Annotated in this window: 19 protein-coding genes; 5 read left to right on the plus strand and 14 right to left on the minus strand. The window is 58.5% G+C overall.

The window, feature by feature from the left end:
* Positions 1-172 precede the first annotated feature (172 nt).
* The 8 genes from AADH44_RS08500 to AADH44_RS08535 all read right to left on the minus strand — a co-directional run bounded on the left by AADH44_RS08500 (position 173) and on the right by AADH44_RS08535 (position 15282).
* Positions 173-2464: a transglutaminase-like domain-containing protein gene (locus tag AADH44_RS08500; protein WP_341952336.1), complete on the minus strand. Its 2292-nt coding sequence runs from the start codon at positions 2462-2464 to the stop codon at positions 173-175.
* Complete coding sequence (locus AADH44_RS08505) at positions 2461-3894, minus strand: DUF58 domain-containing protein (protein ID WP_341952337.1); 1434 nt, start codon at positions 3892-3894, stop codon at positions 2461-2463. Before AADH44_RS08505 ends, AADH44_RS08500 begins: the two co-directional genes overlap by 4 nt.
* Positions 3891-4862, minus strand: coding sequence for a MoxR family ATPase (locus AADH44_RS08510; protein ID WP_341952338.1), 972 nt, complete (start codon positions 4860-4862; stop codon positions 3891-3893). Before AADH44_RS08510 ends, AADH44_RS08505 begins: the two co-directional genes overlap by 4 nt.
* A gap of 9 nt (positions 4863-4871) precedes the next feature.
* Positions 4872-10736, minus strand: coding sequence for a tandem-95 repeat protein (locus AADH44_RS08515; RefSeq protein ID WP_341952339.1), 5865 nt, complete (start codon positions 10734-10736; stop codon positions 4872-4874).
* 81 nt (positions 10737-10817) lie between these two features.
* Positions 10818-12245: a serine/threonine-protein kinase gene (locus AADH44_RS08520; RefSeq protein WP_341952340.1), complete on the minus strand. Its 1428-nt coding sequence runs from the start codon at positions 12243-12245 to the stop codon at positions 10818-10820.
* Between the two features lie 119 nt (positions 12246-12364).
* Positions 12365-13159 carry a protein phosphatase 2C domain-containing protein gene (locus AADH44_RS08525; RefSeq protein ID WP_341952341.1) on the minus strand — a complete coding sequence of 265 codons (795 nt, stop codon included), beginning with the start codon at positions 13157-13159 and terminating at the stop codon, positions 12365-12367.
* A gap of 19 nt (positions 13160-13178) precedes the next feature.
* The gene (locus tag AADH44_RS08530) at positions 13179-13802 is read right to left on the minus strand and encodes an FHA domain-containing protein (RefSeq protein WP_341952342.1); all 624 of its coding nucleotides are present in this window, start codon (positions 13800-13802) and stop codon (positions 13179-13181) included.
* 43 nt (positions 13803-13845) lie between these two features.
* Positions 13846-15282, minus strand: coding sequence for a gamma-aminobutyraldehyde dehydrogenase (locus AADH44_RS08535; protein ID WP_341952343.1), 1437 nt, complete (start codon positions 15280-15282; stop codon positions 13846-13848).
* Between the two features lie 122 nt (positions 15283-15404).
* On the opposite strand from AADH44_RS08535, the gene AADH44_RS08540 reads away from it, so the two are divergent.
* The 5 genes from AADH44_RS08540 to AADH44_RS08560 are packed head-to-tail and all read left to right on the plus strand — an operon-like array spanning position 15405 to position 19606.
* On the plus strand, positions 15405-15887 hold the full coding sequence (locus AADH44_RS08540) for an Lrp/AsnC family transcriptional regulator (protein ID WP_341952344.1): 483 nt from the start codon (positions 15405-15407) through the stop codon (positions 15885-15887).
* 37 nt (positions 15888-15924) lie between these two features.
* A complete protein-coding gene (locus AADH44_RS08545) occupies positions 15925-17307 on the plus strand; it encodes an aspartate aminotransferase family protein (protein WP_341952345.1) in 1383 nt (460 codons plus the stop codon).
* A 53-nt stretch (positions 17308-17360) separates the two neighbouring features.
* Positions 17361-18413: a hypothetical protein gene (locus AADH44_RS08550; protein ID WP_341952347.1), complete on the plus strand. Its 1053-nt coding sequence runs from the start codon at positions 17361-17363 to the stop codon at positions 18411-18413.
* 42 nt (positions 18414-18455) lie between these two features.
* Complete coding sequence (locus tag AADH44_RS08555) at positions 18456-19019, plus strand: methylated-DNA--[protein]-cysteine S-methyltransferase (RefSeq protein ID WP_341952349.1); 564 nt, start codon at positions 18456-18458, stop codon at positions 19017-19019.
* Entirely contained in the window at positions 19016-19606 is a 591-nt protein-coding gene (locus AADH44_RS08560; protein WP_341952351.1) for a DNA-3-methyladenine glycosylase I, read from the plus strand. The genes AADH44_RS08555 and AADH44_RS08560 overlap by 4 nt, the downstream gene beginning before the upstream one ends.
* Here AADH44_RS08560 and AADH44_RS08565 read toward each other — a convergent pair.
* The 6 genes from AADH44_RS08565 to atpA form a co-directional block, all read right to left on the minus strand.
* On the minus strand, positions 19603-20358 hold the full coding sequence (locus AADH44_RS08565; protein ID WP_341952353.1) for a peroxide stress protein YaaA: 756 nt from the start codon (positions 20356-20358) through the stop codon (positions 19603-19605). The genes AADH44_RS08560 and AADH44_RS08565 overlap by 4 nt on opposite strands.
* On the minus strand, positions 20355-20864 hold the full coding sequence (locus AADH44_RS08570) for an ATP-binding protein (protein ID WP_341952355.1): 510 nt from the start codon (positions 20862-20864) through the stop codon (positions 20355-20357). The genes AADH44_RS08565 and AADH44_RS08570 overlap by 4 nt, the downstream gene beginning before the upstream one ends.
* Positions 20865-20886: 22 nt before the next feature.
* Complete coding sequence (locus AADH44_RS08575) at positions 20887-21147, minus strand: F0F1 ATP synthase subunit epsilon (RefSeq protein ID WP_341952356.1); 261 nt, start codon at positions 21145-21147, stop codon at positions 20887-20889.
* Positions 21147-22685 (minus strand): F0F1 ATP synthase subunit beta, encoded by a 1539-nt coding sequence (gene atpD, locus AADH44_RS08580; protein ID WP_341952357.1) that lies wholly within the window; start codon positions 22683-22685, stop codon positions 21147-21149. Before atpD ends, AADH44_RS08575 begins: the two co-directional genes overlap by 1 nt.
* A gap of 20 nt (positions 22686-22705) precedes the next feature.
* Positions 22706-23605, minus strand: coding sequence for a F0F1 ATP synthase subunit gamma (locus AADH44_RS08585; RefSeq protein ID WP_341952359.1), 900 nt, complete (start codon positions 23603-23605; stop codon positions 22706-22708).
* 65 nt (positions 23606-23670) lie between these two features.
* Positions 23671-25308, minus strand: coding sequence for a F0F1 ATP synthase subunit alpha (gene atpA / locus AADH44_RS08590; RefSeq protein ID WP_341952361.1), 1638 nt, complete (start codon positions 25306-25308; stop codon positions 23671-23673).
* Positions 25309-25316: the final 8 nt, after the last annotated feature.

Below are 25316 nucleotides of genomic sequence, written 5' to 3' on the forward strand. Positions count from 1 at the left end.
CGCCTGAGCCTTCTTCGCGGCTCGTTTCGACCGCGCAGATTTCGACCGTTTGGGCGCTGCATCAGCACTCCGGCGGGCGCGGCGGGACATGGCGGGCCGCCCACACTCGGCGCAGTAAACAGCATCGGCGGGCAGTTGCGTCGCGCAAAAAGAACAAATCACGGGTAGTCCTCTATCGCTTAAACAGACTTGTGACACTATAACCACCGAGCGATCGCAGCGATATTTTGGTCCTGAACCGCGCCCAGCGCGACAGTCCAGTGTGGAGCTGATTTTCGAGATCGGTAACGTTCGTCCAGAACGCCTCTACCTCGTCTGACTTCGGATCAGCTCCGGAGAAAATTGCGCGGTCCGCATGCACTGCGAGATCATGTGCCGCGGGTTCTTGTACAACCGCAGCAACCTCCGTTCGGGTTCCTGACAGTGGCGGCGAGTAGCCGTGGTCAAGTAGCGAGTCCTCAAATTCTTGCCAACCGCCGCTGATCTGCTCCACGGTGGAGTTGGCACGCCGACGCAGTAGTCGACGTCGCACTTTCGCGGCAATAATTAACAAGAACGGCGCGGCAAGCACGAGAATCACGAGCAGGGTCCAGCCGACGGTTCGCAGAGCAGCAAGAATCGCTTGGAGTACGGGGTCGAGACCAGGCTGAAGTGCTTGCTCGCTGTCCGGGTTTGACTGTCGATTGAGCGTGTCTGACTCGATCTCGGGCGGTTGCACGATGGTTTGTGGGCGCGCAACCTGTGCGGTGTCGTTCGGATCCTCATCCGGAATTTCCCGCAGCGGCGGATTCGGGTCAAGAGTCACCCACCCGTACTGTGCCGTATTGACTTCAATCCAGGCAGTGACATCACTGCCACGAATTTGTTGGTCTGACGTCACAAATCCGAGAACAACGCGGCTGGGAAAACCGAGCTCGTTCGCCATAATGGATGCTGCTACGGCGTATTGCTCTCCGTCGCCAATCATCCGTGGCTCGGTAAAGAGCTCAGCAATACGATCCGCTGAGTGACCGGATCTGCTTGGCGGCTCATCTACCCCCACACCATGGCTGATGTAGCCGTCGGCGGCGAGTCCTCTGAGCATTGCGGCAAGACGCTCCCCCGGTTCCGTCACACCGCGCACATACTGGTCCAGTTTTTCGGTGAGCTCATCAGGGGATACACCGATGGGAGGAACTTCGGCTGTTCCTGGCATGAGCGACGAAATTTCGTCGGCACCAGGTTGAACAGGAAGCACACCCTCGAAGGTGTAGCTGTCGCCGCTTTGTAGTCGTTCCGTCACAGCAGCCGTGCCCGATACTTTGTTGTAGTAGAACGAGTCGTTGAGTTCTGATGCTCGGGATCCCTCGAAGTCCACTTCTTCAAACAGCCCAACTGTTGGTACCCACACACCCGTGTAGTTCGCGATCGTGATACTCATCGCGACGGGGCTGCCATCAACGTCTGACTGGTCGAAACGAGACGGAACACGAGCGAATGATCCGGATGCGTTAGTAACACGACCGCTGCCTACCGCGTAGACGACACCGTCGTAACTGTCGAGAGTTGCAAGCCTGACGCTCGTTCCTAGCGGAACACCGGAAACCTCGAACAGTACGGAGTTCGCCGTTGCTGGTTGCCAGTAGCGCCGAAACCCGGAGAGGGGACTCACATAATCTCGCGGATCAAACGGCTCAACTATGGAAGTGCGCAGAACAGAGCGGTCGTTCTTCGGCGGAAGTGCGTTTGCCATACTGACAGCCGCGCTTGCAGCAATCGAGAGAATAATGATCGCGCTAATGACCGTGCGGGCTCCAGCAAACCCAAATTCACGCTTGCGTCGAGCCATGCCCGGCGTGTCGGTTGCCGCCTCGAGGGCGTTGACTGTGTCACGGCGGCGGCGCCAGCGAAGCCATACCAGCGTCAGCGCAATAGCAACCAGAAGGGTGATCGCAAGGGTCACCGGCCGATCAGGGTAGGTAGGGCCAAACGCTACTGCGACGAGGAACACGATAACCGGGGGAATCACCGCGAGCTCCGCTGACTTTGTGCGGAAAGCAATGCTCAGGGAGGCGACCGTGGCACCTAGTACGAGCACTAAGGCGGGCACGAGGAGAGCCTGATAGCTGCCAACAGGTAAGGAAATGGTGAGAAGTTGCTTCCATCCCAACGCGACGCCAAAAACGAGATCGAGAAGTCCAGCCAGTGTGGGGAGGACCGAATACTGGGTTTCTGAAGGAACGGCAATCGGCACTCCGATCACGAGAAAGGCAATGAACGTGGCGAGAGTCGTGGTCACGAACGACCACTTTCGCCACAGCGCAACAAGAGCCACCACAGTTCCGGCAATCACGCTCACCGTAACGAGAGTGATCAGCGCCGGGCTTCGATAGATCGGCCACAGTGCTGCGGATGCGAGCGAGATTGCGAGCCAGAGCAGTGCCGTGGTGACAACCACGAATGTGCGGGAGACGGTGCGAGTCATCCTGCCGCCGATCGCGCGAGCGCCCGCTTGAGGTCCTCAAGGTAGCCGATTGTCAGCACACTCAGTCCGGCAACTCGGCGCAAGCCGGGGACTGTTTCTGGGTCGCAGACGATTGCAACCACTTCCACATTTGCGGCAAACTTTGTCGACGCTGCACGCAGCTGTTGAGAGGTCACAGTGGAACCGCAAATGAGGAACGCGACCGACACTCCATTGGTCTGTTCGGAGGTGACGCGCGCCACGTCGACGAGGCGCAGTGCGGTTTCTGCACTCTGCACTCGTGTGAGGTCGTCGAGCAGCCGCATCCCGGTCAAGGTCGATAGTGCTCGCACAGCAAAGATCTTGCGCTTGGCGAATTGCGGAGTTTGCTCACTCGCTACGACTGTCACGGTGCGAGCATCCCTAATAGCTTGGGCACCGAGCGACCCAGCAACGCTAACGGCCATCTCAAATTCGTATTCGCTCGCGTAGTCTGCGGTAGCCAAGCTCAAGGCGATCACTAAGTGACTGCGGCGCGTTTCTTCGAACTGACGCACCATATACCGACCGGTGCGTGCGGTTGTTTTCCAATGGATGTTTCGGCGTTCATCGCCTGGCAGATACTCGCGCAGCGCGTGAAACGAGATGTCGTTATTTGTGAGATCTTTCGTCGGGTTTCCCTCAAGGTCCCGGATCAGACCGGTGCTGACGCTCGGGATGCTGATGGTGCGTGGGTGCACGAATACTTCTGCAGATTCTGTCCACACCAGTTCGCGGCGCACGAGACCAACCGGGTCGGCCCGCACGGTGCGTACTGGCCCAACGCGGATCACCCCGCGACGATGGCTCGGGATGGGGAATTCATGGGTGGCAGAACCGCCCGGCCGGATGCTCGGTAGCACTGCCTCGGCAAACGTTGCAGCAACCGGGATTTCGGCCACGACTCCCAGGCTGCGTCGCCGACCACCGTTGACGCCGCGCACTTCGCCACTCGCCGGTTCGCCTACGACGACGCGCCGCCGCTCAACGTGAAGACTGATCGCCAACTGGCTGCGACCAAAAAGGTAGATTGCGGCCATTAGCGCGACCGCGATACAGGCGTAGCCAACGACAACCAGTTCAAGCCACGCAAGCGAGTATCCGGCGATTAGGGTGGTGGGGATCAGAGCCAGCACGACCCACCCAAGGGGTGTCACGACTGACGTGATCCGCGTGACGTAGCGCGAGACTGCGCTGCGCGCGACGACAACAAAGCGCACAATGGTGACGATGAGGTCTGCAAGAAATCCGGTGCGGTAGCCAACGATCCGCGTTCGGGCGTTATCGAGGCCGCGGACGCTCGTCGGAAACTCTGCGTCTGAGCGCGCTCGTTCGCCGCTCGGGTCTAGGTGTTCCGCTGCGGGTTGTCGAGGTGGCTCGCGTTTAGCCGGGCGCTTCAGAAGCGAACTCACACGGCTTGCCGTTCCGTGGGTGGAGGATTCTCGATCAGAATCTGGGCGATAACGCTCGATGCAGTCACACCGTCAAACTCAGCTTCAGCATCGATCACCAGTCGGTGTGCGAGCACTGGCTCGGCAAGGGCCTTCACATCGTCAGGCACTACGTAGTGTCGACCGTTGGATGCTGCCAAGGTTTTGGCGGCGCGCATAAGGGCAAGAGCTCCACGAACACTTACTCCTAGTCGAACCTCAGTCGCGCTCCGGGTTGCTTCGACCAGGCGACTCACGTAGTCCTTGATCGTGGGATCCACGTGAACGGTGCGAGCAAGCTGTGCCATCTCTACAACGAGTTCCGCACTGACGACCGAGTCAATCTTGACCGAGTGCGCCGCGACGCCCGCACCATCAAGAATGCGCAGTGTGGATGCGCGATCCGGGTAGCCGATGGATGCTTTCATAAGAAAGCGGTCTAGCTGTGCTTCGGGCAGGCGATAGGTTCCAGCTTGCTCGATGGGATTCTGCGTGGCGATCACCATGAAAGGTGCGCCAACAGGATGGGAGATGCCGTCGACGGTGACTTGCCCTTCTTCCATTACTTCGAGCAATGCGGCTTGGGTTTTGGGGCTCGCGCGGTTGATCTCATCGGCGAGCACAATGTTGGCAAAAATCGGTCCGGGATGAAACTCAAACTCGTTATCTCGCTGGTCATAGATGCTCACGCCGGTGATGTCACCCGGAAGCAAGTCAGGCGTGAACTGAATGCGGTTGGTCGTTCCTGAGACGCTTTGCGCAATAGCGCGAGCGAATGACGTCTTTCCCGTTCCGGGGTAGTCCTCAAGCAAAAGATGGCCTTCGCTCAGCAGCGCAGTGAACCCGAGGCGCACGACGAACGTTTTTCCGAGCAGTATTTGCTCGACATTGGTGACGAGCCTGTTGAAGCTTTCGGCGAACCATGCGGCTTCATCGGGAGTCATGGTCATAGCGAACCTCTAGTCATAATCGAATCCGTTGTACGTTCTGTCGTAAGTTTGCCCGCCGTTGGCGATCACACGTACAACGAGGGTCGGGGTGTCCGTAAGGGCGGCGTCGGCATGACAGCTACCGCCCGGCGTACTGGCGTCAGCTATTTGCCACGGGCCAAGAGCCGTCGCGCCTCCACAGCGGTAGTTCACTGCCTCGTAGGTTCCTGTGGGCCAGTCGAGCCACTCAAAGGTTCCGCTCTGGTTGAGGAGGTCGCCGTCTGTAGTAAACGTCAGGGTGCCTACGGATGGGTTCACGGGAACTCCCAGCGCGAACGGTGCTGACCAGCTGGGTTGGCAGATGGGGCCGGAACCATAGCTTCGGCAGGCACGCACCTCGACCGAAATGTACTTTCCGTATTGTTGGCCGCCATCTGCGGTCAGAAACGAGCCAAGCGCAACAGGACCGAAAATTGTTCCGGGAACACTGCCACCACTCAACCGGTAGTAGAGGGTGTAGTCGCTGGTGAGCGGTTCACTGCCCATCATCCCGCCGTTGACCGTGAAGTCGAATCGGTTGCCATTCGGCACGGGTCCGGCGGTGTTGAGCGCGGTGACGACAGCTGGCGGGGTGTGTGCGATTACCGTTGGCGAAGCGGTGCACCCTTGACCATTGTTAGCGAAGACGAGCATCGTGTAGGTGCGGTTCGGCGACAAGCCCGAGAATGTCGTCGATGTTCCGCTTCCCACCGCTGATAGCGCCGCACCATGCCTTGTGATCGAACCGTTGGCGGCGCAGGTAGGAGCGGTGCCGGTGTATGCGGCGGCGGTGTACTCGGTGACTGGTCGGCCATTCTCGTTGAATGCTCCCACCCACGTAAGCGCGACGGTGCTGTCGTTGACAACACTCGCTACCGGTGCGGTGAGCGCGATCGGCGGGCCAGCAGGAATCGCGCTGCGGGGCTCGCTGGTATTCCAGACCGAAAGCGCGGTGTATGCAGCGTTGCGGGGGCTCACCGTGTAGGCAACCGCGACGCCGTTGTCGAGCACCCACGTGGATGGGGTTTCCCAGGTGCAGGTGGAGCTATCGCACTGAGTCAGCCCAAGCGAGGTCTCAAAACCGCCAACGACAACGCGATAGCGGTCTACGGGCGAACCACCGGTTGGCGTCGGCACTGCGTTCCAGGTGAGTCGCAGTCCGTGGTCGAGGGGGGCTGCGCTGAGCGCGGTCGGCGCAACCGGGATGATGTCGGACCAGACCGCATCGGCCAACGTTACGGCGTCAGACTCCCCGATTGCGTTGATCGCAACGACTGTCACTTTGACTGCGTTGCTTGGCCCGTTTCCCGTCGTTGCGATTGCACATGTGGTGCCTGCGCACTCGGTCGTATTCACGACGACAGCGCCCGCTTTTGTTGTTACCCGGTACGAGCTAATTGCAGAGTTGTTCGCCGGCCCTGCGTTCCAGCGCATCATGATGGTTTTGTCTCCAAAGCCGCTCGGGCCGAGGTTCGACACCGGGTCGGGTCGATCCTGAACGGAAACGACGACGGTTCCCCAGACGTAACGACTCGCGTCATTGGTTGCATCCGCGACGCGATACTGAAGATTCACGTCACCCGGCACTGCCCCGGCCGAGACTGTGACGGTCAGCGTGCTGTTGTCATTACTGGGAACGATGGAGAGTCCAGCGGGGATTGTGCCTCCACCGAGTCCACGAATGTCGACTACGCGAAGCGGTGCACCCGGGAATGGGTTAGTCGAGGCATCGTTGGCGAGAACATCGACGACGGTTGTCTGCCCGCGCTTCGCGATCGCGAGATCCGCAGCGGGGCTTGCAAGTGGTCGCGTGGAGGGAACCACGTTTAGTTCGATTCGGCCTGATTTGCCTTCGGAGAGATCATCACGCACCCCGAGTGAGAGTGAAGTTCGGGTTCCCTTCACCGCGTTGGTGTTGGCCCGAAGAGTCAACGCCGTGCCATCGAGCGAGTACGTGAAACCTTCTGGCAGCGGGCTGAGCACTGAGTACGCGAGCTCATCGAGGTCATCAGGGTACGGGTAGTTGGTCAGCTTGAGGAGATCGATCTCTTTCTCCTGGCCGGGCTCAAAGTCGATCACCGCACCGCCGAACACGGGTGCTTGGTTGTCACGCGGAAGCACATCGATCGACAGCACAAGAATTGCCGTGCGCCCGTCGGGGTCTGTCGCCGACGTACCATCTGTTACTTCAAACGAAATGGATGCCGGCCCGAAATACTTTTCGGCAGACGTGTAAACCAACGTGTCTTCGTCACGCACGAGGTCAGCACCATCACTGTGCGTAGCCAGTACAGTGCTTGAGTCCGTTAGGCGAACCGGCTTATCTCCGACAGCGATGATGTAGTCGTTGAGGTCGATAACAAGAGTGCTCTCGCTATTGACAGTGAGTTTCTGCGCACGGCGATCGATCTGCGGCAATGCATCGTTGTAGCCGGGCACTCTGATAAAGGCGTAGCTGAATGCAGTGGGGTCGACCGGGTTCGTTACACGGAACGGGATGATCTGCCCCACATCCTCGACCGACACTTCGATCTTTTTGTCTGCGGTCACACGCGCAACGTCTCCGAACCCGGTATAGATCGCCAAGGAGAGCGTGCGCGGGTCACCGTCGGCGAAGAACACGTCGGCAAGAACATCGACGGTTACTCGGTTGCGATCGAGTACGTCTGAGAGAGTCAGCACGCTGTCCGTCACCACCGGGTACGCAGGCTTGGCGTCAGGGTCTACGGTTACGCGGATAAAGTTCTGGCTCGAGCCACCGGTTTCGTTTTCGATCACATAGATGATTCCGTAATCACCGGGGACGGCTGGCGGCGTCACGTTGACCACATCGCCATCGATTTCTGCGAGGGTAGTCGGATCGTTGGGTTCAACGGAAACAACGGACAGTGGGCTTCCGTCAGGGTCAGAGTCATTGGCAAGCACCTGCACTGACACCGTGATTCCCGGCTTCACGGTCACTTCGTCGATGATCGCAACCGGGTTTCGAGCACCATCAATTCGAGGGCTGATCCCAATGTTGATTTCACCGTTCGCTCGCGCACCCAGAGAATCAATCAGCGTGTAGCTAAAGGTGTCTGTTCCGGCCGAGTACTCTCCAGCCTGATACACGAAGGTGTTGGAGTCGACGTCAACGACAGCGCCCTTGCCAGGGTTGGTCGCTTGACCAAGAAGTTGTACCGAGTCACCATCCGGGTCTGCTGACGTCAAGGGGATTTGCACCCGCACGGTGTCGCCGGCAAGCACACGAGCGGTCACTGTCGGCGGTACCGGTGGGTTGTTACTTGCAGGATCGAGCTCGCGCACCGCAATGCGCACGATCGCGGTCGCTGACTGACCATCGGGACCTGCGACTTGATATGCCGCGGTGAAGTTACCCGTGCGGTCAGGCGCGAGATAGCGCAGCACCTCGCCCGAGGCAAACAATAGTCCCGAGTCTTCTGGCAGATCCTGTGCCAGCTGGGGAACGAGCGTCAGTTCAAGACCATCGGGGTGCTCGTCGTTCTGAAGCACGCGGATGTCGACAGCTTGCCCGACGCGGACCGTCACCGAGTCATCGTTCGCGATCGGCGCCTGCAGCCGGGACGGAGCCGGAATTTCGACAACAGTGATCACGCCGACCGCATCCGCAAGTCCATTGCTGATTCGGTAGTTGAAGCTCACAGGACCGTCATCGAGCGGAGCTTCGAGGCTCACTCGAACGAGTCGCTGCTCCAAGATTTCGGCACGAACTCCGGACCCTTGGCGCAAGTTCATGATTTCAGTAACGAGCAGAACGCCGCCGGCCGGATCGACGTCAGTGCCGGCGACATCGATTCGTTCGTTCTGAAGTGTCTGCACAAAGATCGTCTTGGGCACCGTGATCGGCGACGTGTTTGCATCTGGCGGCGCAACGACATCAATGCGCACGATTGCCGTGTGGGTCAGGTTGCCATCCGTTACGACGTATTCGAGGTTGTGGCTGCGAATCTCGTCACTCGTGAATCGGAATGTTCCTGTCTCATAGCTCGGCAAGACCTGTGCGCCGGTCTTGGCGGGAACGCTATTGAGGCGGATGTTTCCGTTGCCGCCGCGAACATGGTCCAGTGGCGAGACAGTGACTTCCTTGCCCGCATAGGCGAGCACAACGAAGGGATCAGCCTCGATCGGCACCTCCCCGGGAGGTTTGACCGAAACGGAGATGCTTCCCGAGCTTTCGCTCTCACCATCGGAGACCACGAGGGTGACAATCTTGAGCTCGCCACCGGCACCGGAATCCGAGAAGACGACGTCGCCGCCTGGCTTGTAGCTCACGGCATCTGGTGCCGCGACCGATGCGTTCGTCAAGTAGAAAGGGTCGCCGTCTGGGTCAACCCAGTCACCGAGAATCTGATCGGTGACGCGGCCACTCGTTTGCACAGTAAATTTTGTGGCGCGCATTTGCTGCGGTGGTGAGTTCTCTGACTCGGCACGAATCTCAACGACGACGTTCGCCGTTGCCGTACCTCCGCGGCCATCGCTCACCGTGTAGCCGAAGGTGACCTGACCACTCGCTCCCGGCTCGAGAGTGATTTGGATCTGCTGACGCTCATTGATGCGGTCGATTCGGCCGAAACTGGCATTGATTGTCGGCAAGGCTTCGACAACAAGAACGTCGCCGTTCGCGTCGTAGTCATTCAAGAGCACCGGCAGCACCGTTGAGCGGCCTGAACGTGCCCCGAACACATCGTCGACGGCGACCGGCGGTTGTTGCACTTTGTCGACCTCTGGTTCAAGATCGAGAAGATTCTGTTCGACTTCTGGTTTTTCTTCGTCAGTGGTGATGAGTTGGTTCCAGTTGTCAATAAGTTCACCGTCACCCTGCACCGCCCACGTGCGGCCAGTGAGCCGGTCATTGAGCACAGCTCGCGTGCCATTCACAGAATACGAAAGCTGCGCATTGGCTTCCATTTCGGCCAATCGAAGCATCACCCCATCACCAGCATCGGCCGGACACCGTCGCCAGTTCTCACCGCTCGTCCATGCGGCAAACTCGCAATCACCAATTCGCAGCGGAGGTGCTGCCAGGCCGGATTGGCCGGTCGCGAGCCCAACCGCCGCGGCACCGTTTAGGGGAACGCTCAGCACGCCAGCGCTATATCCGATCAGTACGCGCTCTCCCCCGGCAGAGGGGATCTGAAGCACTGGATTGTTGCCGCCATCGATGAGGCCGGTGAGGTCAACAGTTCTTCCCTCTATATGCAGCAGTTGAGCATCCGCGTCGAGGATTGCCCACTGGCCGGCAACCGAGGTGATGCTGAGTTCAGCGGTGGTGTCGAGATCGAGCGTGACGCTGGACTCAGCGGTGTCCGAGATTGCGGCGTTCACTCGGAACAACTGACTAGTTGATGGGGAGAACGCGAACAACAGCCCGTTTTCGTCGACGCTCACAATCGCGTCGGCACCCAGGCTCAGCGATGCAGCCGACTCAGCATCGAAGTTGAGGAAATCGTCGTAGGAGCGGATCCACACCTCGCCAGTGCCGTGCTCGAGCACAACAACATTGTCGGCGGCGAAGTAGATCTCTGGTTGGTTCGGTGGCAGCGCGACACTTTCGGCGACCTCCGAAAGCGCAGGATCGACAACGTCGATCGCGCTTTCAGCCCGATCGAAGAGCAAGACGTTTTCGCCGTGCTGGACAACTTCAAGGTCAGCACTCTGGGCGTTCACCACGGAATTTATTTCGAGGACCTCAGTGCTCGCACGACCGATCGCCTGCTGCTGGTTGTTGGCCACCCACACTGCGCCATCGGCAAGGTCGACCCGCTGCGCGGTGTACCCCGTCGACACAACCGCGGCCGTCGCTATCATTGCGACGATCGCGGAGATACTCACCACGCCAACAACAGTTGATCGTCGCGCGCCGCGCCATCCCTTAGCCACAGCCACAACCACAACCACAACCAGAGTTAGCTGTCGTCATGGCAACACCGCACACTTCTGAGCGCTCGACGGCCCTGATTTGCCGTCGCGGGTCACTGTGACGGAAATGCACACGTTCTCGCCTGATTCAGCGTCGACAACGAAACTGGGCTCACGCTGCTGCACTGGCGCTTGCCCGTCGGTCGTCGTGATTTGGTAGGAGTCGCCCGCTTCAATTCCCGGGTCCGCCCACGAAAACTCAACCACATCGCCAGACACTGTGGCACTAATGTCGCTGACCGTTGGGATATCGCTCGACCGCGACTGCAGCTGAGTGAACGTCACGGTCGCACCCAGAACCACGATAAGTGCGGCAACAACTATGCCCGCCCAGGCGACGGCTTGCATACCGCTGCCCCGAGGAATCGAATTCGAACCCGTCTTTCTGCGTGACATCTTGTCGTCGACAGCCTCGCTATCGAATGCACCAAAGCTCTCGTCGATCGCAGCCGGACGTCGACGTTTGCGGCGCTGTGCGGAAGACACGGGCAGTGCTTGGCCCGGCCGCACCCGCGTGCGATCTTCAAGTTCAGCAACTGTAGCAAGCGCCCAGTCATCCATCGCCACTTCGATGGGGGTCTGTGACAGCCCAAGTTCGGACTCAACAGACTGGAGTTCGTGCACCAGCTCTAAGACGCTGCCTTGACGAGCTTCGGGCTTGCGCGACATCGCACGATTCAGCGCGCGCTCTAGGCTTTCGGGCACATCACTCCGGCCCGTAGGCCGAGGCTTTGCACGGTTAATGCGCGAAATGAGATCCGTGGACTTGTTTGACTCCCCCGGCACCTCAAACGGTGACCGGCCGGCGAGAAGCGAATAGACTGTCGCAGCGTATGACCACAGCTCAGATTCAATCGTGCCCGCTGTCTCATCCATCAAGACTTCGGGCGCTGACCACGGGATTGACATGCCGACCGCTTCGAGATTCTCGGACTCGCTGAGCGTCGCCGCAATACCAAAATCAGAAAGTACCGGATGCCCATAAGCGGTCGTCAAGATGTTCGACGGCTTGATATCACGGTGCAGCACGCCAGCGCGATGGGCAGTCTCAATTGCACTGCCAATCTTGATCGCAATTCGCAGCACCTCGGGAACAGGCAGTCGCTCCGCACGATACCGCTGACTCAGTGTTGACGAGCACAGTTCCATCACCAAGTAGGGCCGTCCATCAGACGAAACGCTTGCCTGATACACCGTAAGGATCGATGGATGAGCACTAAGCTGCGCCATCAGATTCGCCTCAGCCTGAAACATCTGGCGAACCTGATCGTTGACGACCTCGCTCAACATGACCTTGACAGCAACCTGTCGTCGCGGCATATTTTGTTCGTAGAGGAATACGTCAGCGAAGCCGCCAGAACCGAGAACGTGAACGTGCGAAAAACCCGGGAGCGCAGGGGGATCTGAGGGCAGTCTTCGAGCCACAGCACACCCCTAACATGTCGACGAGTTCGACCATTCTAAGTGAGCAATTAGCCCAATATCCCGATTCTGCCCCTTGTTTGGGGTCAGAAGGTCAGTCCCCAGTATGGAGGACCGACCGCTTAGTCCACTGTAGGTACTTCTAACACATCCACGATGATTGCCGTGATGTTGTCGCGACCGCCACTATCGAGCGCAGACTCGAGCAAGCTCGATATCGTCTCTTCGGTCGGGCGACGTTCGGCAAGTTGCCTCGAGAGTTCATCCTCCGGAACCTCGCGTGTGAGCCCATCGGAGCAGATCAACAGACGCTGGCCGCGGCGGATTGGCACCATCCAAAAATCTGGTGACGGTGCCGCATTGAATCCGATGGCTCGCGTGATGATGTTTGCATCAGGATGATCGTCTGCCTCGTCACGGGAAAGGACTCCCGCATCCACCATGTCTTGAACGACAGAGTGGTCGCGGGTGATCTGGGTGAGGGTATCGTCTTCGAACGAATAGACCCGGCTGTCTCCGACGTTGAATACCGCGAAGCATGCTGATTCGTGGTGTTCTGTGACTACGGCACCGGTGACAGTAGTTCCGACTCCCAATTCGCTGTCTTGAGCAATCAGGCCGATATAGTCTGTCGCTCTCTCTAGCGCGCGTTCAACCGCTCGGGCGGGTAAGAAGTCTCCCGTGATGGCATCGTCAAGTCGTTCGACAACGGCGGCGCTTGCAAGATCACCCGCAGAGTGGCCGCCCATACCGTCTGCAACGGCAAACATCGGCGATCGAGCGACATAGCTGTCCTCATTTGCGGTGCGCCGATAGCCGGTATGCGTGCCCGCTGCCCACGCAAGCGTGAACTTCTGATCTTTTCGCCCTGGCAGTGCGATGGTGTGGCCCGAGTTGTTGCCGCCGATTTCGGTCACGGCTACCTTCCTGCGCGATTTACTCCGGACGCTGCCGTGGCAGAATCCGAATAATGTTTCCGTCTCCAATATCCACTAGCGTGCCTGCAGATACGACTACCGACTCACCCTGCCGAAGTTTTCGCGCAGCATTGCCCGGTACTTGAACGGCAGAGCCATTTGTAGATCGGAGATCTGTCACGATAACCGAAGAACCCAGTTGCCGCACTTCAACATGGGTTTCAGACACTTCACGGTTCGGAGATCTGACCGCAATGAGTCTTGGCCCTACGCCCCGAACGATACGAGGAGGACGGGGATCGCGCCCGAAGACACAGGGGTGATCTAAATTGTGCGCGCCAGCGGCACCATCCAATTGCACACGGTAGTAGAGCGCTGATGCTTCGAGAGAATTCTCAGTGGGTGCGCGCGAGGCGCTCACCTGCTGGGCCGTGACCTGCGAAGGCATGCGGGGAGAAAGCTGGACGGAGGTCTGGTCGGGAACCGCCCCAAGCGCGCCACCACTGGCGGATCCGACAACGGGCCGCAGCGCGACGGGCCGTTTCCGGGACGCGAGAATGATTGTGTCATCAAGGTCGGGCTCAGTCGGCATCGCTATGGGGCGTTCGCCCGCGGTGATCGTGTCGTCGAAGTCTTGCCTCACGCCGCAAGTTTAGGCACGCTTGCCGATTTCTCGTGGGAACACGTCACGCTTGTCCGATAAAACTCATCACGTGCTTGATCCGCGTGTAGTCCTCAAAGCCGTAGCTCGAGAGGTCTTTTCCGTAGCCGGAATGCTTGAAACCGCCGTGCGGCATTTCGGCAACAATCGGAATATGGGTGTTGATCCACACGCATCCGAAGTCCAGGTATTTGGCGAATCGCATGGCGCGTGCATGGTCTCGTGTCCACACGCTTGAGGCGAGCCCATAGTTCACATCGTTGGCCCACTCGAGGGCCTGGTTCTCGTCCGCGAATTTCTGCACCGTGATGACCGGGCCAAAGATTTCGTTCTGGACTGCATCATCGTTCTGACGCAGCCCCGAGACGATGGTCGCCTCGTAGAAGTAACCCTTCTGGCCTTGACGCTGGCCGCCGAGTTCTACGCGTGCATGCGAGGGCAGTTCGTCAACGACTCGCGAGACCTGGGCGAGCTGATTGACGTTATTCACCGCACCGAAGTAGACGTCTTCGTCGGGAGCACCGGTCTTCGCGTTTTCCCGAGTCCAGTTCACGAGTTCGGTTACGAACTGATCGTGCACGTCCTCGTGAACAATAACGCGTGTCGCCGCGGTGCAGTCCTGACCGGCGTTGAAATAGCCTGCCGCGCCAATTCCGGCGACGGCAGCGCTGAGGTCCGCATCCGCGAAAACCACTACGGGAGCCTTGCCTCCCAGCTCCAAGTGAACCCGTTTGAGGTCGACGGATGCCGCTTTCGCAACTTCCATACCGGCCCGAACCGAGCCCGTGATTGAGACCATTTGCGGCGTTTTATGATCGACCATGAGCCCACCGGTCGTGCGGTCGCCCGTGAGCACATTGAAGACACCGGCGGGAAGGAACTCGGCAGCGATCTCCGCGAAGAGAAGCGTCGCCGACGGGGTTGTATCGCTCGGCTTGAGCACCGTTGTGTTGCCAGCGGCAATCGCCGGTGCCACCTTCCAGACCGCCATGTTGAGCGGGTAGTTCCACGGCGCAACCTGACCGATGACACCAATCGGCTCACGACGAATCGACGAGGTGTGGTCTTTCATGTACTCGCCTGAGGCCATTCCTGACAGATGACGGGCTTCTCCGGCAAAGAAGCGGATCTGATCTACAGACAACGAAATCTCGTCGGCTACCAAATTCGCTCGAGGCTTGCCGGTGTCTCGTGACTCCAGATCAGCAAATTCTTCTGCGCGAGCTTCCATTGCATCAGCAATCCGGAAGAGAGCGAGTTGTCGTTCTGATGGGGTGGTCTCACCCCACGTCTCAAACGCCGCCGCAGCAGCGCCATACGCATCGTCAACGTCGACGGCGGAGGAAACCGGTGAGGTTGCATAGCTGTCCTCGGTTGCGGGATTGACCACATCGAAGCCGTTCTCGGTGCGGGCGGCAACGTATTCGCCGTTGATGAAGTTTCGAATCTCAGTAGTGCTCATTCCACCAAGATACATACCATGCGATCAGGAATCCACTGTTAAACTGATGATTTCCGCCGTGAACTGGCGATTTTGATACGGAATCACTTGCAGAAGACGCTTTCAACTGACAAAATCGACCCATGAGCACACTATCGCGCAGTTCCGCACCGAAACCTGTGCAACTAGACGGAGTCTCAAAAGCGATCATTGACCAGCTACAAAATGATGGTCGCCGTTCTTACGCCGAAATTGGCAAGGCTATCGGCCTCAGCGAAGCGGCCGTTCGCCAGCGCGTGCAAAAGCTTACGGACTCAGGCGTCATGCAGATCGTGGCCGTAACCGACCCCATGCAACTGGGCTTCTTTCGGCAAGCGATGATCGGCATCCAAGTGTCGGGAGACACCACAGCGGTTGCCGAACAAATCGGCAAACTCCCGGCAGTCGACTACCTCGTACTCACCGCCGGGAGCTTCGACCTGCTCGTTGAAGTGGTGTGTGAAAACGACGATGATCTTATCGATCTTCTCAACCGCGACATCCGCGGCATCCAGGGCGTGCATTCAACGGAAACCTTTGTTTATTTGCGCCTGCACAAGCAGTTCTACAACTGGGGCACCCGCTAAGCGGTGCCCTTAAACCTCACTCAAGAAAGCGTTTGCCATGTCAGAGTTCGACGAAGCAGATTTGCAACAAAAAGCAAAAGACCACCTCTGGATGCACTTCTCGCGCCAGTCGGTGATGGAGGACGGCCACGGCGTGCCCATTATCGTGCGCGGCGAAGGCCACCACATCTATGACAGCAAGGGCAATAAGTACTTCGATGGCCTGAGTGGACTTTTCGTGGTCAACGTAGGTCACGGCAGGAAGCGCATCGCTGAGGTTGCGGCCAAACAGGCCGAAGAGCTCGCATTCTTCCCACTGTGGTCATATGCGCATCCGAAGGCCATTGAATTAGCGGATCGTCTGGCAGGCTACGCTCCCGGTGATCTCAACCGGGTGTTCTTTTCGACCGGTGGCGGTGAGGCCGTTGAGACGGCGTTCAAACTGGCCAAGCAGTACTGGAAGCTGCAGGGGCGCCACACCAAGCACAAGGTAATTTCTCGTGCCGTCGCGTATCACGGAACCCCTCAGGGCGCCCTTGCAATCACGGGCATCCCTGGCATGAAGGAAATGTTTGAGCCTTTGGTTCCCGGTGGTTTCCGAGTCCCCAATACCAATTATTACCGCGCAGAGGAAATGGGCTTTCACGGTACGGAAGAAGAGTTCGGGCTGTGGGCAGCTAACCGTATCGAAGAGATGATTCTCTTCGAGGGCCCCGAGACAGTGGCTGCGGTTTTCCTTGAGCCGGTGCAGAACTCGGGTGGCTGCTTCCCGCCCCCGCCCGGATACTTTCAGCGTGTGCGGGAGATTTGCGACGAGTACGACGTGCTGCTCGTCAGCGATGAAGTTATTTGCGCCTTTGGCCGCATCGGCCACATGTTTGCTTGTGATGCCTATGACTACATTCCCGACATGATCACGTGTGCAAAAGGCATGACGAGCGGATATTCGCCGATCGGTGCGACTATCGTTTCTGACCGTGTCTATGAGCCCTTCAAGCACGGCGCAACGACGTTCTATCACGGGTACACCTTCGGCGGGCATCCGGTATCTGCCGCCGTTGCTCTCGAGAACCTCAACATCTTTGAGGAAGAGAAGATCAACGAGCATGTTCGTGAGAACTCGCCCAAGTTCCGGGCAGCCCTCGAAAAGCTGCTTGATCTGCCGATCGTTGGCGATGTGCGGGGCGACGGCTACTTCTTCGGTATTGAACTTGTGAAAGATAAAGCGACCAAGCAGACCTTCAACGACGATGAGTCAGAGCGACTGCTGCGGGGCTTCCTATCCAAGGCGCTTTTTGATGCGGGACTGTATTGTCGCGCTGATGATCGGGGCGATCCTGTGATTCAACTGGCACCGCCGCTAACAATCGGTCCGGCTGAGTTTGACGAGATAGAATCTATTTTGCGTTCGGTGCTAACCGAAGCATGGAGCCGTCTCTAGAACCTAGGCAGGTTCGTCCTCTCTTACCCTGCGGCTCAGATAGAGTTGTTTTCGTGAGCAATGAGGATAATTCGCCGGTTGCGTGGGAACGCGATCAGCGGTCCCCTATGACTGTGTCGCGCGCATTTGCGATCGCGCTTGCGCTGCTGCTCAACGTTGCCATTATCTTCAGCGGAGTGTGGGCGTTAACCAACCAGCAGCGCATCGCCGACCAAATAGCTGTGTGGCAATTCGAGCCTTCCGCAAACGTTGAAGAATACGTCACTGGATCCGGGATGTCCGATGAGGGCAAGTTCTTGTTCTATGCCAGTCAGCCCACGATTCAGGCGAACCCCACCTTCAACAGCACGTGTTCCAATATCGAAAAGAACTTTGGCGTGCTTGGCTGCTATTTCCCCAGCAACAAGTCGATCTACCTTTTCGACGTTACGGATGATCGTCTCGCCGGCCTCGAGGAGGTCGTCGCTGCGCACGAAATGTTGCACGCGGCGTGGGACCGCACCTCTGCTTCGGAGCGAGCGCGTCTGGCTCCGCTGCTTGAAGCAGAAGCAGCACGAATGAAGGACGATCCAGAGTTCTCGACAACGCTGGAATTCTATGCGAAGACTGAGCCCGGTGAGCGCGCAAACGAACTGCATTCGATCATCGGAACCGAATTCGCAGAACTCGCGCCTGAGCTCGAAAAGCACTACACAGAATATTTCACCGACCGTGCCGCAGTCGTTGCCCTACACAAGAAGTCCAACGCCGTGTTCACCGCTCAGCAAGACGCCAGCACGAAGCTCGTCGAGCAACTAGATTCACTGCGCACGAGCATCGATAACGACTACGAGTCGTACAACTCGGGCTACGACAGCCTCAATAGTGATATCGATAGCTTCAACGCCCGCGCCGACAACGGCGATTTCAGGTCGGTCGAGCAATTCAATAACGAGCGCACCTCCCTCATCGACCGTCAGAACTCGCTAAACGACTTGTATGACGCCATCGAGGCAAATGTGGCAACCTACGATGACATGGTGACACAGCTCGAAGCGCTCAACGCCACCATCAGCGAGCTCAATAAGAGCATTAATATTGAACCGCGCACCGACGAGAGCCTTTAGCACTCTTCCTCACCATGTGCCCCGTGAAGTCGCGCTGAAGCCATGTCCGAAAACAGCCAGCGCCACATCTGGAGTCAGGATTACGCTCGAATCATGCAATCAGGCAACACGCTCCACACCGAGTCCCCCTATCTGCGCCGTCTGCGCTCTCCAATCGGTCGAATCGAGCTGACCAGCGACGGTAAGCACCTGACTGGCCTCGCCATCGAAAACACCGGCACACTGCCACGTGAAGGCGAAGAGGAGCGCTCATGCGTAGTGCTCGATGACGCTGTTCGACAACTCACCGAATACTTTGCGGGAGAACGTCGAACATTCGAGCTGCCGCTTTCTGTGGCTGGCACCGCGTTCCAGCGCTCCGTGTGGCACGAGCTCAACCAACTGCCGTTCGGCTTGGCGGTATCGTACGCAGATATCGGCCGAGCCACGGGTCGTCCCAGTGCGGGACGAGCGGTGGGCGGCGCTGTCGGCGCAAACCCTATCCCGATCATTGTGCCGTGCCACCGAGTGCTCGCCTCCAACCAGCGCATCACCGGATACAGCGGTGGTCAGGGCATAGCTACCAAGGTGTGGCTCCTTGAGCACGAAGGAATCGCTCACCGATGAGCGATCGTGCGTCGATTCTCTTTGGTCCAGATGGCCGCGGCCGCTGTGGCTGGGTTGGTGACGATGAGCTCTATCGCAAGTATCACGACGAGGAGTGGGGCTCTCCCCTTCGCGGCGACCGCAAACTGTTCGAGAAGATAATGCTCGAGGCGTTTCAGGCTGGTCTTTCGTGGATCACGATCCTCCGCCGGCGCGAAGGGCTTCGCGATGCTTTCAACCAGTTTGATCCGGCCCAGATTGCCAACTACACCGATCGAGACATGGCACGCCTGCTCAGCGATCCCCGCATCATCCGCAACCGGCTCAAAGTGTCAGCGGCAATCACGAACGCACAAGCAACCCTAGAGCTCACGCGCGAGGCACCGGGCGCCCTCGACTCGCTGCTCTGGCAGTTCGCTCCCCCAACTCGCTCGAAGCGATTGACTTCGCTTACTGATGTTCCCCCGGTGACCACGGAGTCGACGGCAATGAGCACAGCGCTCAAGAGTCATGGATTCCGATTCGTTGGCCCCACAACGATGTATGCCCTCATGCAATCTGCCGGCATGGTCGACGACCATATCGAAGGATGTTGGCGCGTGGCTTAGCTGTCAGCGTTCGGCACTACGAGATCGAGCTCCCCTGGTGCACCGCGCTCGAGCCGGAAGCCTGCGCCCCGCGCCCACGCCATCAAGGACTCGACGGTTGAGTGTTCGATTCCCGCGTTGATGAGGGCGCGCGAAAAAAGGCCTTTGGACTTCTTGTTGAAATGGCTCAGAGCGACGCGCTTACCATCGGGTCCCTCATTGACCACTCGAAGATAGATGCTGTTCGGTGACGCCGCACCCAACTGTGCATAGGCCTCAGAGCGAAGATCTAGCTGCAAACCCTCGACCGAGGCTAAGGCATCGGTGACCGACTCCCGCCAGTGGGACTTAAGCGTTAGTTTCGGTAGCCGTGAATTGTGCGAAAGTCGGTAGGCTGGAATCTGGTCGCCTGCCCGCACCGGCCCGAAGAGCGCCGAGTGCACAACCAGAGTCTTGTGGGCAAATGAACGTTCCGCTGGGTTCATGCTTGGCGCATCGAGTCCATCGAAGAGAACGCCCGTATAGCGCTCCAGCGCAGGCATTACTGGTGCACACTCGAAGGTGCGGTTTCGCTCCACCTCGAACTGCTGTTTGACGCTGAGACCGAGAGCACGCCGTGCGGCTTCGGGATCACTCGTGAGCTGTGTCAGCCGAGTAGCAACGATCCTTCGATGCTCGGTCAGCGCAGGAAAAGACAGTCGGGACCAGTCGAGCGTTGAACCCTGGTCTCCCCCGTCACGCTTTGTCTCAGAGGGCGGAAGGAGAACGATCACGCGTCAAGAAAGGCGATGGCACGTTCGACGTTGACTCCTATCGCACCCGCAGAGTCGAGGGTGATGCGCGCTACAGCGCCACTTGCCCCAGTCCACGGAGAGTATTCGTCAAGGTTATGCTCAACAGCGTTGCGAGCGACCGCACCAGATCGCTCTCGCTTCGCTGCGCGCTCCACCAGCCGAGTCTTGTGCTCGTCGCGATCGGAGCACACGACTTCGATAAACCGCACCCCTGAACCTGTGCGTTCGGCAAGGTTAACCCACTGTTCGCGGGCGGGATCCACAGCGTTCACGGCATCGATGATGATGTCCCGATCCTGCGTGAGCACCGTCTCGGCAAGGGTTTCTGCCACCAAATAAGCGGCTAGGCCAGTCGGTTGTTCGCCGCTGATTCCTGCTTTCAGAATCGCCGTCTCGATCTGATCAACCGACAATACGGTGATTTTTCGTCGAGCACCGACAATCTCTGCGAGGGTGGACTTTCCTGCGCCCGGTAACCCGGCCATTGCAATTAGCATGAGACGAAAACTAGACCAACTCTGCGGAACTCGCCACGACTGTTACCGTGTTGTTCTCCACCGAGAGGAATCCGTTGTCTGCGTTTGCGGTGATGTTAGATCCATCTGCGGCAGTGACACGAACCTCACCTTTCGCCAGAATCGCGAGAAGCGGTTCGTGGCCGGGCAAAATTCCGATCTCACCCTCAGTGGTGCGCGCAATGAGCTGGCTCGCCTCTCCCGACCAGAGTTCCTGGTCGGCAGAGACGACGCTCACCTTGAGAACGGCCATTACTGAGCGTTCTCCTTTTGAATCTTTGCCCACTGCTCTTCGACATCGTTGATTCCACCGACGTTGAAGAACGCCTGCTCCGCAACGTGGTCGAACTCGCCCTTGACTATCGCGTCGAACGACTCGATGGTCTCCTTAAGCGGAACGGTCGAACCCTCAACACCGGTGAACTTCTTCGCCATGTAGGTGTTCTGCGAGAGGAACTGCTGGATGCGGCGCGCACGCGAAACGGTGATCTTGTCTTCTTCAGAGAGCTCGTCAACACCGAGGATCGCAATGATCTCCTGGAGTTCCTTGTTCTTCTGGAGGATCTGCTTCACGCTCGTAGCCACGCGGTAGTGGTCGGCACCTAGGTAGCGAGGGTCGAGGATACGGCTGGTCGAGGTGAGCGGGTCAACGGCCGGGTAGAGACCCTTCGACGCAATTTCACGGCTGAGCTCAGTCGTGGCGTCGAGGTGGGCGAAGGTGGTCGCCGGAGCCGGGTCGGTGTAGTCGTCAGCAGGAACGTAAATTGCCTGAAGCGACGTAATCGAGTGACCACGCGTCGAGGTGATGCGCTCCTGAAGGATACCCATCTCGTCGGCGAGGTTGGGCTGGTACCCCACGGCCGAAGGCATACGGCCTAGAAGGGTCGACACTTCAGAACCGGCCTGAGTGAAGCGGAAGATATTGTCGATGAACAACAGCACGTCCTGCTTCTGAACGTCACGGAAGTACTCAGCCATGGTGAGGGCCGAGAGCGCAACGCGAAGACGCGTTCCTGGCGGCTCATCCATCTGGCCGAAGACTAGAGCCGTTTTGTCGAAGACGCCTGCTTCATCCATTTCAGCGATGAGGTCGTTACCCTCACGGGTACGCTCGCCAACACCGGCGAATACAGAAACTCCACCGTGGTCTTGAGCCACACGCTGGATCATTTCTTGAATCAGAACGGTCTTACCAACACCGGCACCACCGAACAGTCCAATCTTTCCACCCTGCACATAGGGGGTGAGGAGGTCGATGACCTTGATGCCGGTTTCGAAGAGTTCAGTCTTCGACTCAAGCTGGTCGAATGCCGGGGGCTTGCGGTGGATGGGCCAGCGCTCGGTGATCTCAACGGTTTCACCGTTGACCTTGCCGTCTTCATCCGCGTTGAGGATGTCACCGGTTACGTTGAACACCTTTCCCTTGGTGACGTCACCTACGGGAACCGTGATCTGCTCGCCAGTGTCGCGAACTTCTTGGCCACGAACGAGTCCGTCTGTGGGCTTGAGCGCGATGGCACGAACTACATCGTCGCCGAGGTGCTGTGCGACCTCGAGTGTAATCTCAGTGGTCTCGCCCCCGATGGTGACGTTGGTCTTGAGCGCGTTGTAGATTCCGGGGATCGAATCGTGCGGGAACTCGACGTCCACAACGGGACCGATTACGCGCGAGATACGACCAATACCGGCAACTGTTGCTGCAGCTTTGTTGGCTGGTGCCTTCTTGGCTGGCGCCTTCTTGGCTGGTGTTTTCTTGGCTGGGGCCTTCTTGGCCGGGGCTTTTTCAGTCATGGCTTCCCTATCTATGGTTCTTACTTAGCCGAGCTGAGGGCGTCCGCGCCGCCCACGATCTCGGAAATCTGCTGGGTGATCTCAGACTGGCGCGCGTTGTTTGCCAAGCGCGTGTAGTCGTTGATGAGCTTGTCTGCGTTGTCGCTTGCAGACTTCATTGCCTTCTGCGTCGCAGCGTGCTTTGCAGCAGCAGACTGAAGCATGGCGTTGAAGATGCGGCTCTCGATGTACACAGGCAGCAAAGCGTCGAGCACCTTGTCTACCTCTGGTTCGAATTCGTAGAGGGGAAGCACGTCATTTTTGTCGGGTGCTTCAACGCCCTCAACGATCTCCAACGGGAGAAGACGAACAACCTCGGGAACCTGTAGCAGCATGCTCACTAAGCGGTTGTAGACGATATGAATCTCGTCTACTCCGCCTTCGCTTGCCGGCTGCAAGAACTTGCTTACGACGGCGTCGCCGATTTCTTTCGCAATTTCGAAAGCGGGCGAATCTGTTCCGCCGGTCCAAATTTGCTCAGCATCACGCTTGCGGAAGGCAAAGTACCCGGCGGCCTTTCGACCAACGAGGTAGTAGATGACCTCCTTGCCTTCGCCTTCAAGCCGAGCTGCAAGTTCGCCAGCTTCGCGCAGAACGTTCGTGTTGAACGCGCCTGCGAGACCGCGGTCGCTCGAGAAGATGACAACCGCTGCGCGGTCGATCGTCTCTGGTTCCGTTGTCAGCACGTGATCGACGTTCGAGAAAGTCGCCACCGCCGAGACGGCGCGCGTGACCGCACGTGAGTACGGCCCCGATGCAGCAACCCGCTGTTTCGCCTTTTGAATGCGCGACGCGGAGATCAGCTCCATCGCGCGTGTGATCTTCTTGGTCGTCTTGGCAGAACTAATCTTCTGCCGGTAGACCCGAAGTTGCGCTCCCATGGCTTTCTAACTTTCTATGTCGTGTTGGTCGATGATCACTGGTTCGATGATTACTGGTGCGAAGCTCAGCGCTTCTGCTTGACGATCTGCTCTTGAGCGATGTCTTCTTCAGCGATCTCTTCGAACTGCTCGGATCCTACGGAGTTGAGAGACTTGCCCTCACCCGTCTGGAAGCCCAGCTTGAACTCGTCGACTGCGGCATCCATGTCCGCGATCAGCTGGTCATCGAGGGCGTTCTTCTCGCGGAGGGTGTCGAGTACCTTGGTGTTGCGTGCGAGGTAGTCGTGCAATTCACTTTCGAAACGAAGAATGTCTTCGACGGGAACCTCATCGAGCTTTCCGTTGGTGCCAGCCCAGATCGAAACGACCTGGTTCTCGACGGGGAATGGCGAATATTGCGGCTGGCGCAGCAACTCGGTGAGGCGCGCGCCTCGGGCAAGCTGGCGACGGCTGGTGGGGTCAAGGTCGGATGCGAACATCGCGAAGGCCTCGAGTGAGCGGTACTGAGCAAGCTCAAGCTTCAGTGTTCCCGAAACCTTCTTGATCGACTTCACCTGAGCATCTCCACCAACACGCGAGACCGAAATACCCACGTCTACGGCGGGGCGCTGGTTGGCGTTGAACAGGTCGGACTGCAGGAAGATCTGGCCGTCGGTGATCGAGATCACGTTGGTCGGGATGTAGGCCGCAACATCGTTTGCCTTGGTCTCGATGATGGGAAGACCCGTCATCGAACCGGCACCGAGCTCATCGGAGAGCTTTGCACAACGCTCGAGTAGGCGAGAGTGCAGGTAGAACACGTCACCGGGGTATGCCTCACGCCCTGGCGGACGGCGAAGCAGCAGTGATACTGCACGGTAGGCCTCAGCCTGCTTGGAGAGGTCATCGAAAATGATGAGTACGTGCTTGCCGCCGTACATCCAGTGCTGGCCGATGGCCGAACCGGTGTAGGGAGCAAGGTACTTGAAGCCGGCGGGGTCGGATGCGGGAGCGGCCACGATGGTGGTGTACTCCATGGCGCCGGCTTCTTCGAGCGCGCCCTTTACAGCGGCAATCGTCGAACCCTTTTGGCCAATAGCGACATAGATGCAGCGAACCTGCTTGTTCTCGTCGCCCGAGTCCCAGTTGTCTTTCTGGTTGATGATGGTGTCGATCGCGATGGCCGTTTTACCGGTCTGGCGGTCACCAATGATCAGCTGGCGCTGTCCGCGGCCGATCGGGATCATGGCATCGATTGCCTTGATTCCGGTCTGCATGGGCTCGTGCACACTCTTTCGGTCCATTACGCCGGGAGCCTGAAGCTCAAGCGCACGGCGAGTTTCAGCCTTGATCTCTCCGAGGCCATCAATGGGGGCACCCAGCGGGTCAACGACGCGACCCAGGAATGCGTCTCCGACGGGGGCAGAAAGAACTTCGCCGGTGCGAGTAACTTCCATGCCCTCAACGATGCCGGCGAACTCGCCGAGGATTACAACACCGATCTCGTCTTCGTCAAGGTTCTGGGCGAGGCCCAGGGTACCGTCAGCGAAACGAATGAGTTCGTTGGCCATTACGCCGGGGAGGCCGTCAACGTGCGCGATGCCGTCTGCGGCGTCGACGACGGTTCCGGTCTCGGTTGTCGCTGCCTTGCCAGGCTCGTAGGCCTTGACGAAGTCTTTGAGCGCGTCGCGGATCTCGTCCGGACTGATGCTGAGTTCTGCCATTGTGTTTT

Origin of the sequence: Salinibacterium sp. TMP30, assembly GCF_038397785.1 — a bacterium.
Lineage (GTDB): Bacteria > Actinomycetota > Actinomycetes > Actinomycetales > Microbacteriaceae > Rhodoglobus.

Coding starts and splice junctions, on each gene's coding strand:
- AADH44_RS08500 (WP_341952336.1), bottom strand. CDS start 2,464: ATGACTCGCACCGTCTCCCGCACATTCGTGGTTGTCACCACGGCACTG.
- AADH44_RS08510 (WP_341952338.1), bottom strand. CDS start 4,862: ATGACCATGACTCCCGATGAAGCCGCATGGTTCGCCGAAAGCTTCAAC.
- AADH44_RS08535 (WP_341952343.1), bottom strand. CDS start 15,282: ATGAGCACTACTGAGATTCGAAACTTCATCAACGGCGAATACGTTGCC.
- AADH44_RS08540 (WP_341952344.1), top strand. CDS start 15,405: ATGAGCACACTATCGCGCAGTTCCGCACCGAAACCTGTGCAACTAGAC.
- AADH44_RS08545 (WP_341952345.1), top strand. CDS start 15,925: ATGTCAGAGTTCGACGAAGCAGATTTGCAACAAAAAGCAAAAGACCAC.
- AADH44_RS08555 (WP_341952349.1), top strand. CDS start 18,456: ATGTCCGAAAACAGCCAGCGCCACATCTGGAGTCAGGATTACGCTCGA.
- AADH44_RS08560 (WP_341952351.1), top strand. CDS start 19,016: ATGAGCGATCGTGCGTCGATTCTCTTTGGTCCAGATGGCCGCGGCCGC.
- AADH44_RS08570 (WP_341952355.1), bottom strand. CDS start 20,864: ATGGCCGGGTTACCGGGCGCAGGAAAGTCCACCCTCGCAGAGATTGTC.
- AADH44_RS08575 (WP_341952356.1), bottom strand. CDS start 21,147: ATGGCCGTTCTCAAGGTGAGCGTCGTCTCTGCCGACCAGGAACTCTGG.
- atpD (WP_341952357.1), bottom strand. CDS start 22,685: ATGACTGAAAAAGCCCCGGCCAAGAAGGCCCCAGCCAAGAAAACACCA.
- AADH44_RS08585 (WP_341952359.1), bottom strand. CDS start 23,605: ATGGGAGCGCAACTTCGGGTCTACCGGCAGAAGATTAGTTCTGCCAAG.
- atpA (WP_341952361.1), bottom strand. CDS start 25,308: ATGGCAGAACTCAGCATCAGTCCGGACGAGATCCGCGACGCGCTCAAA.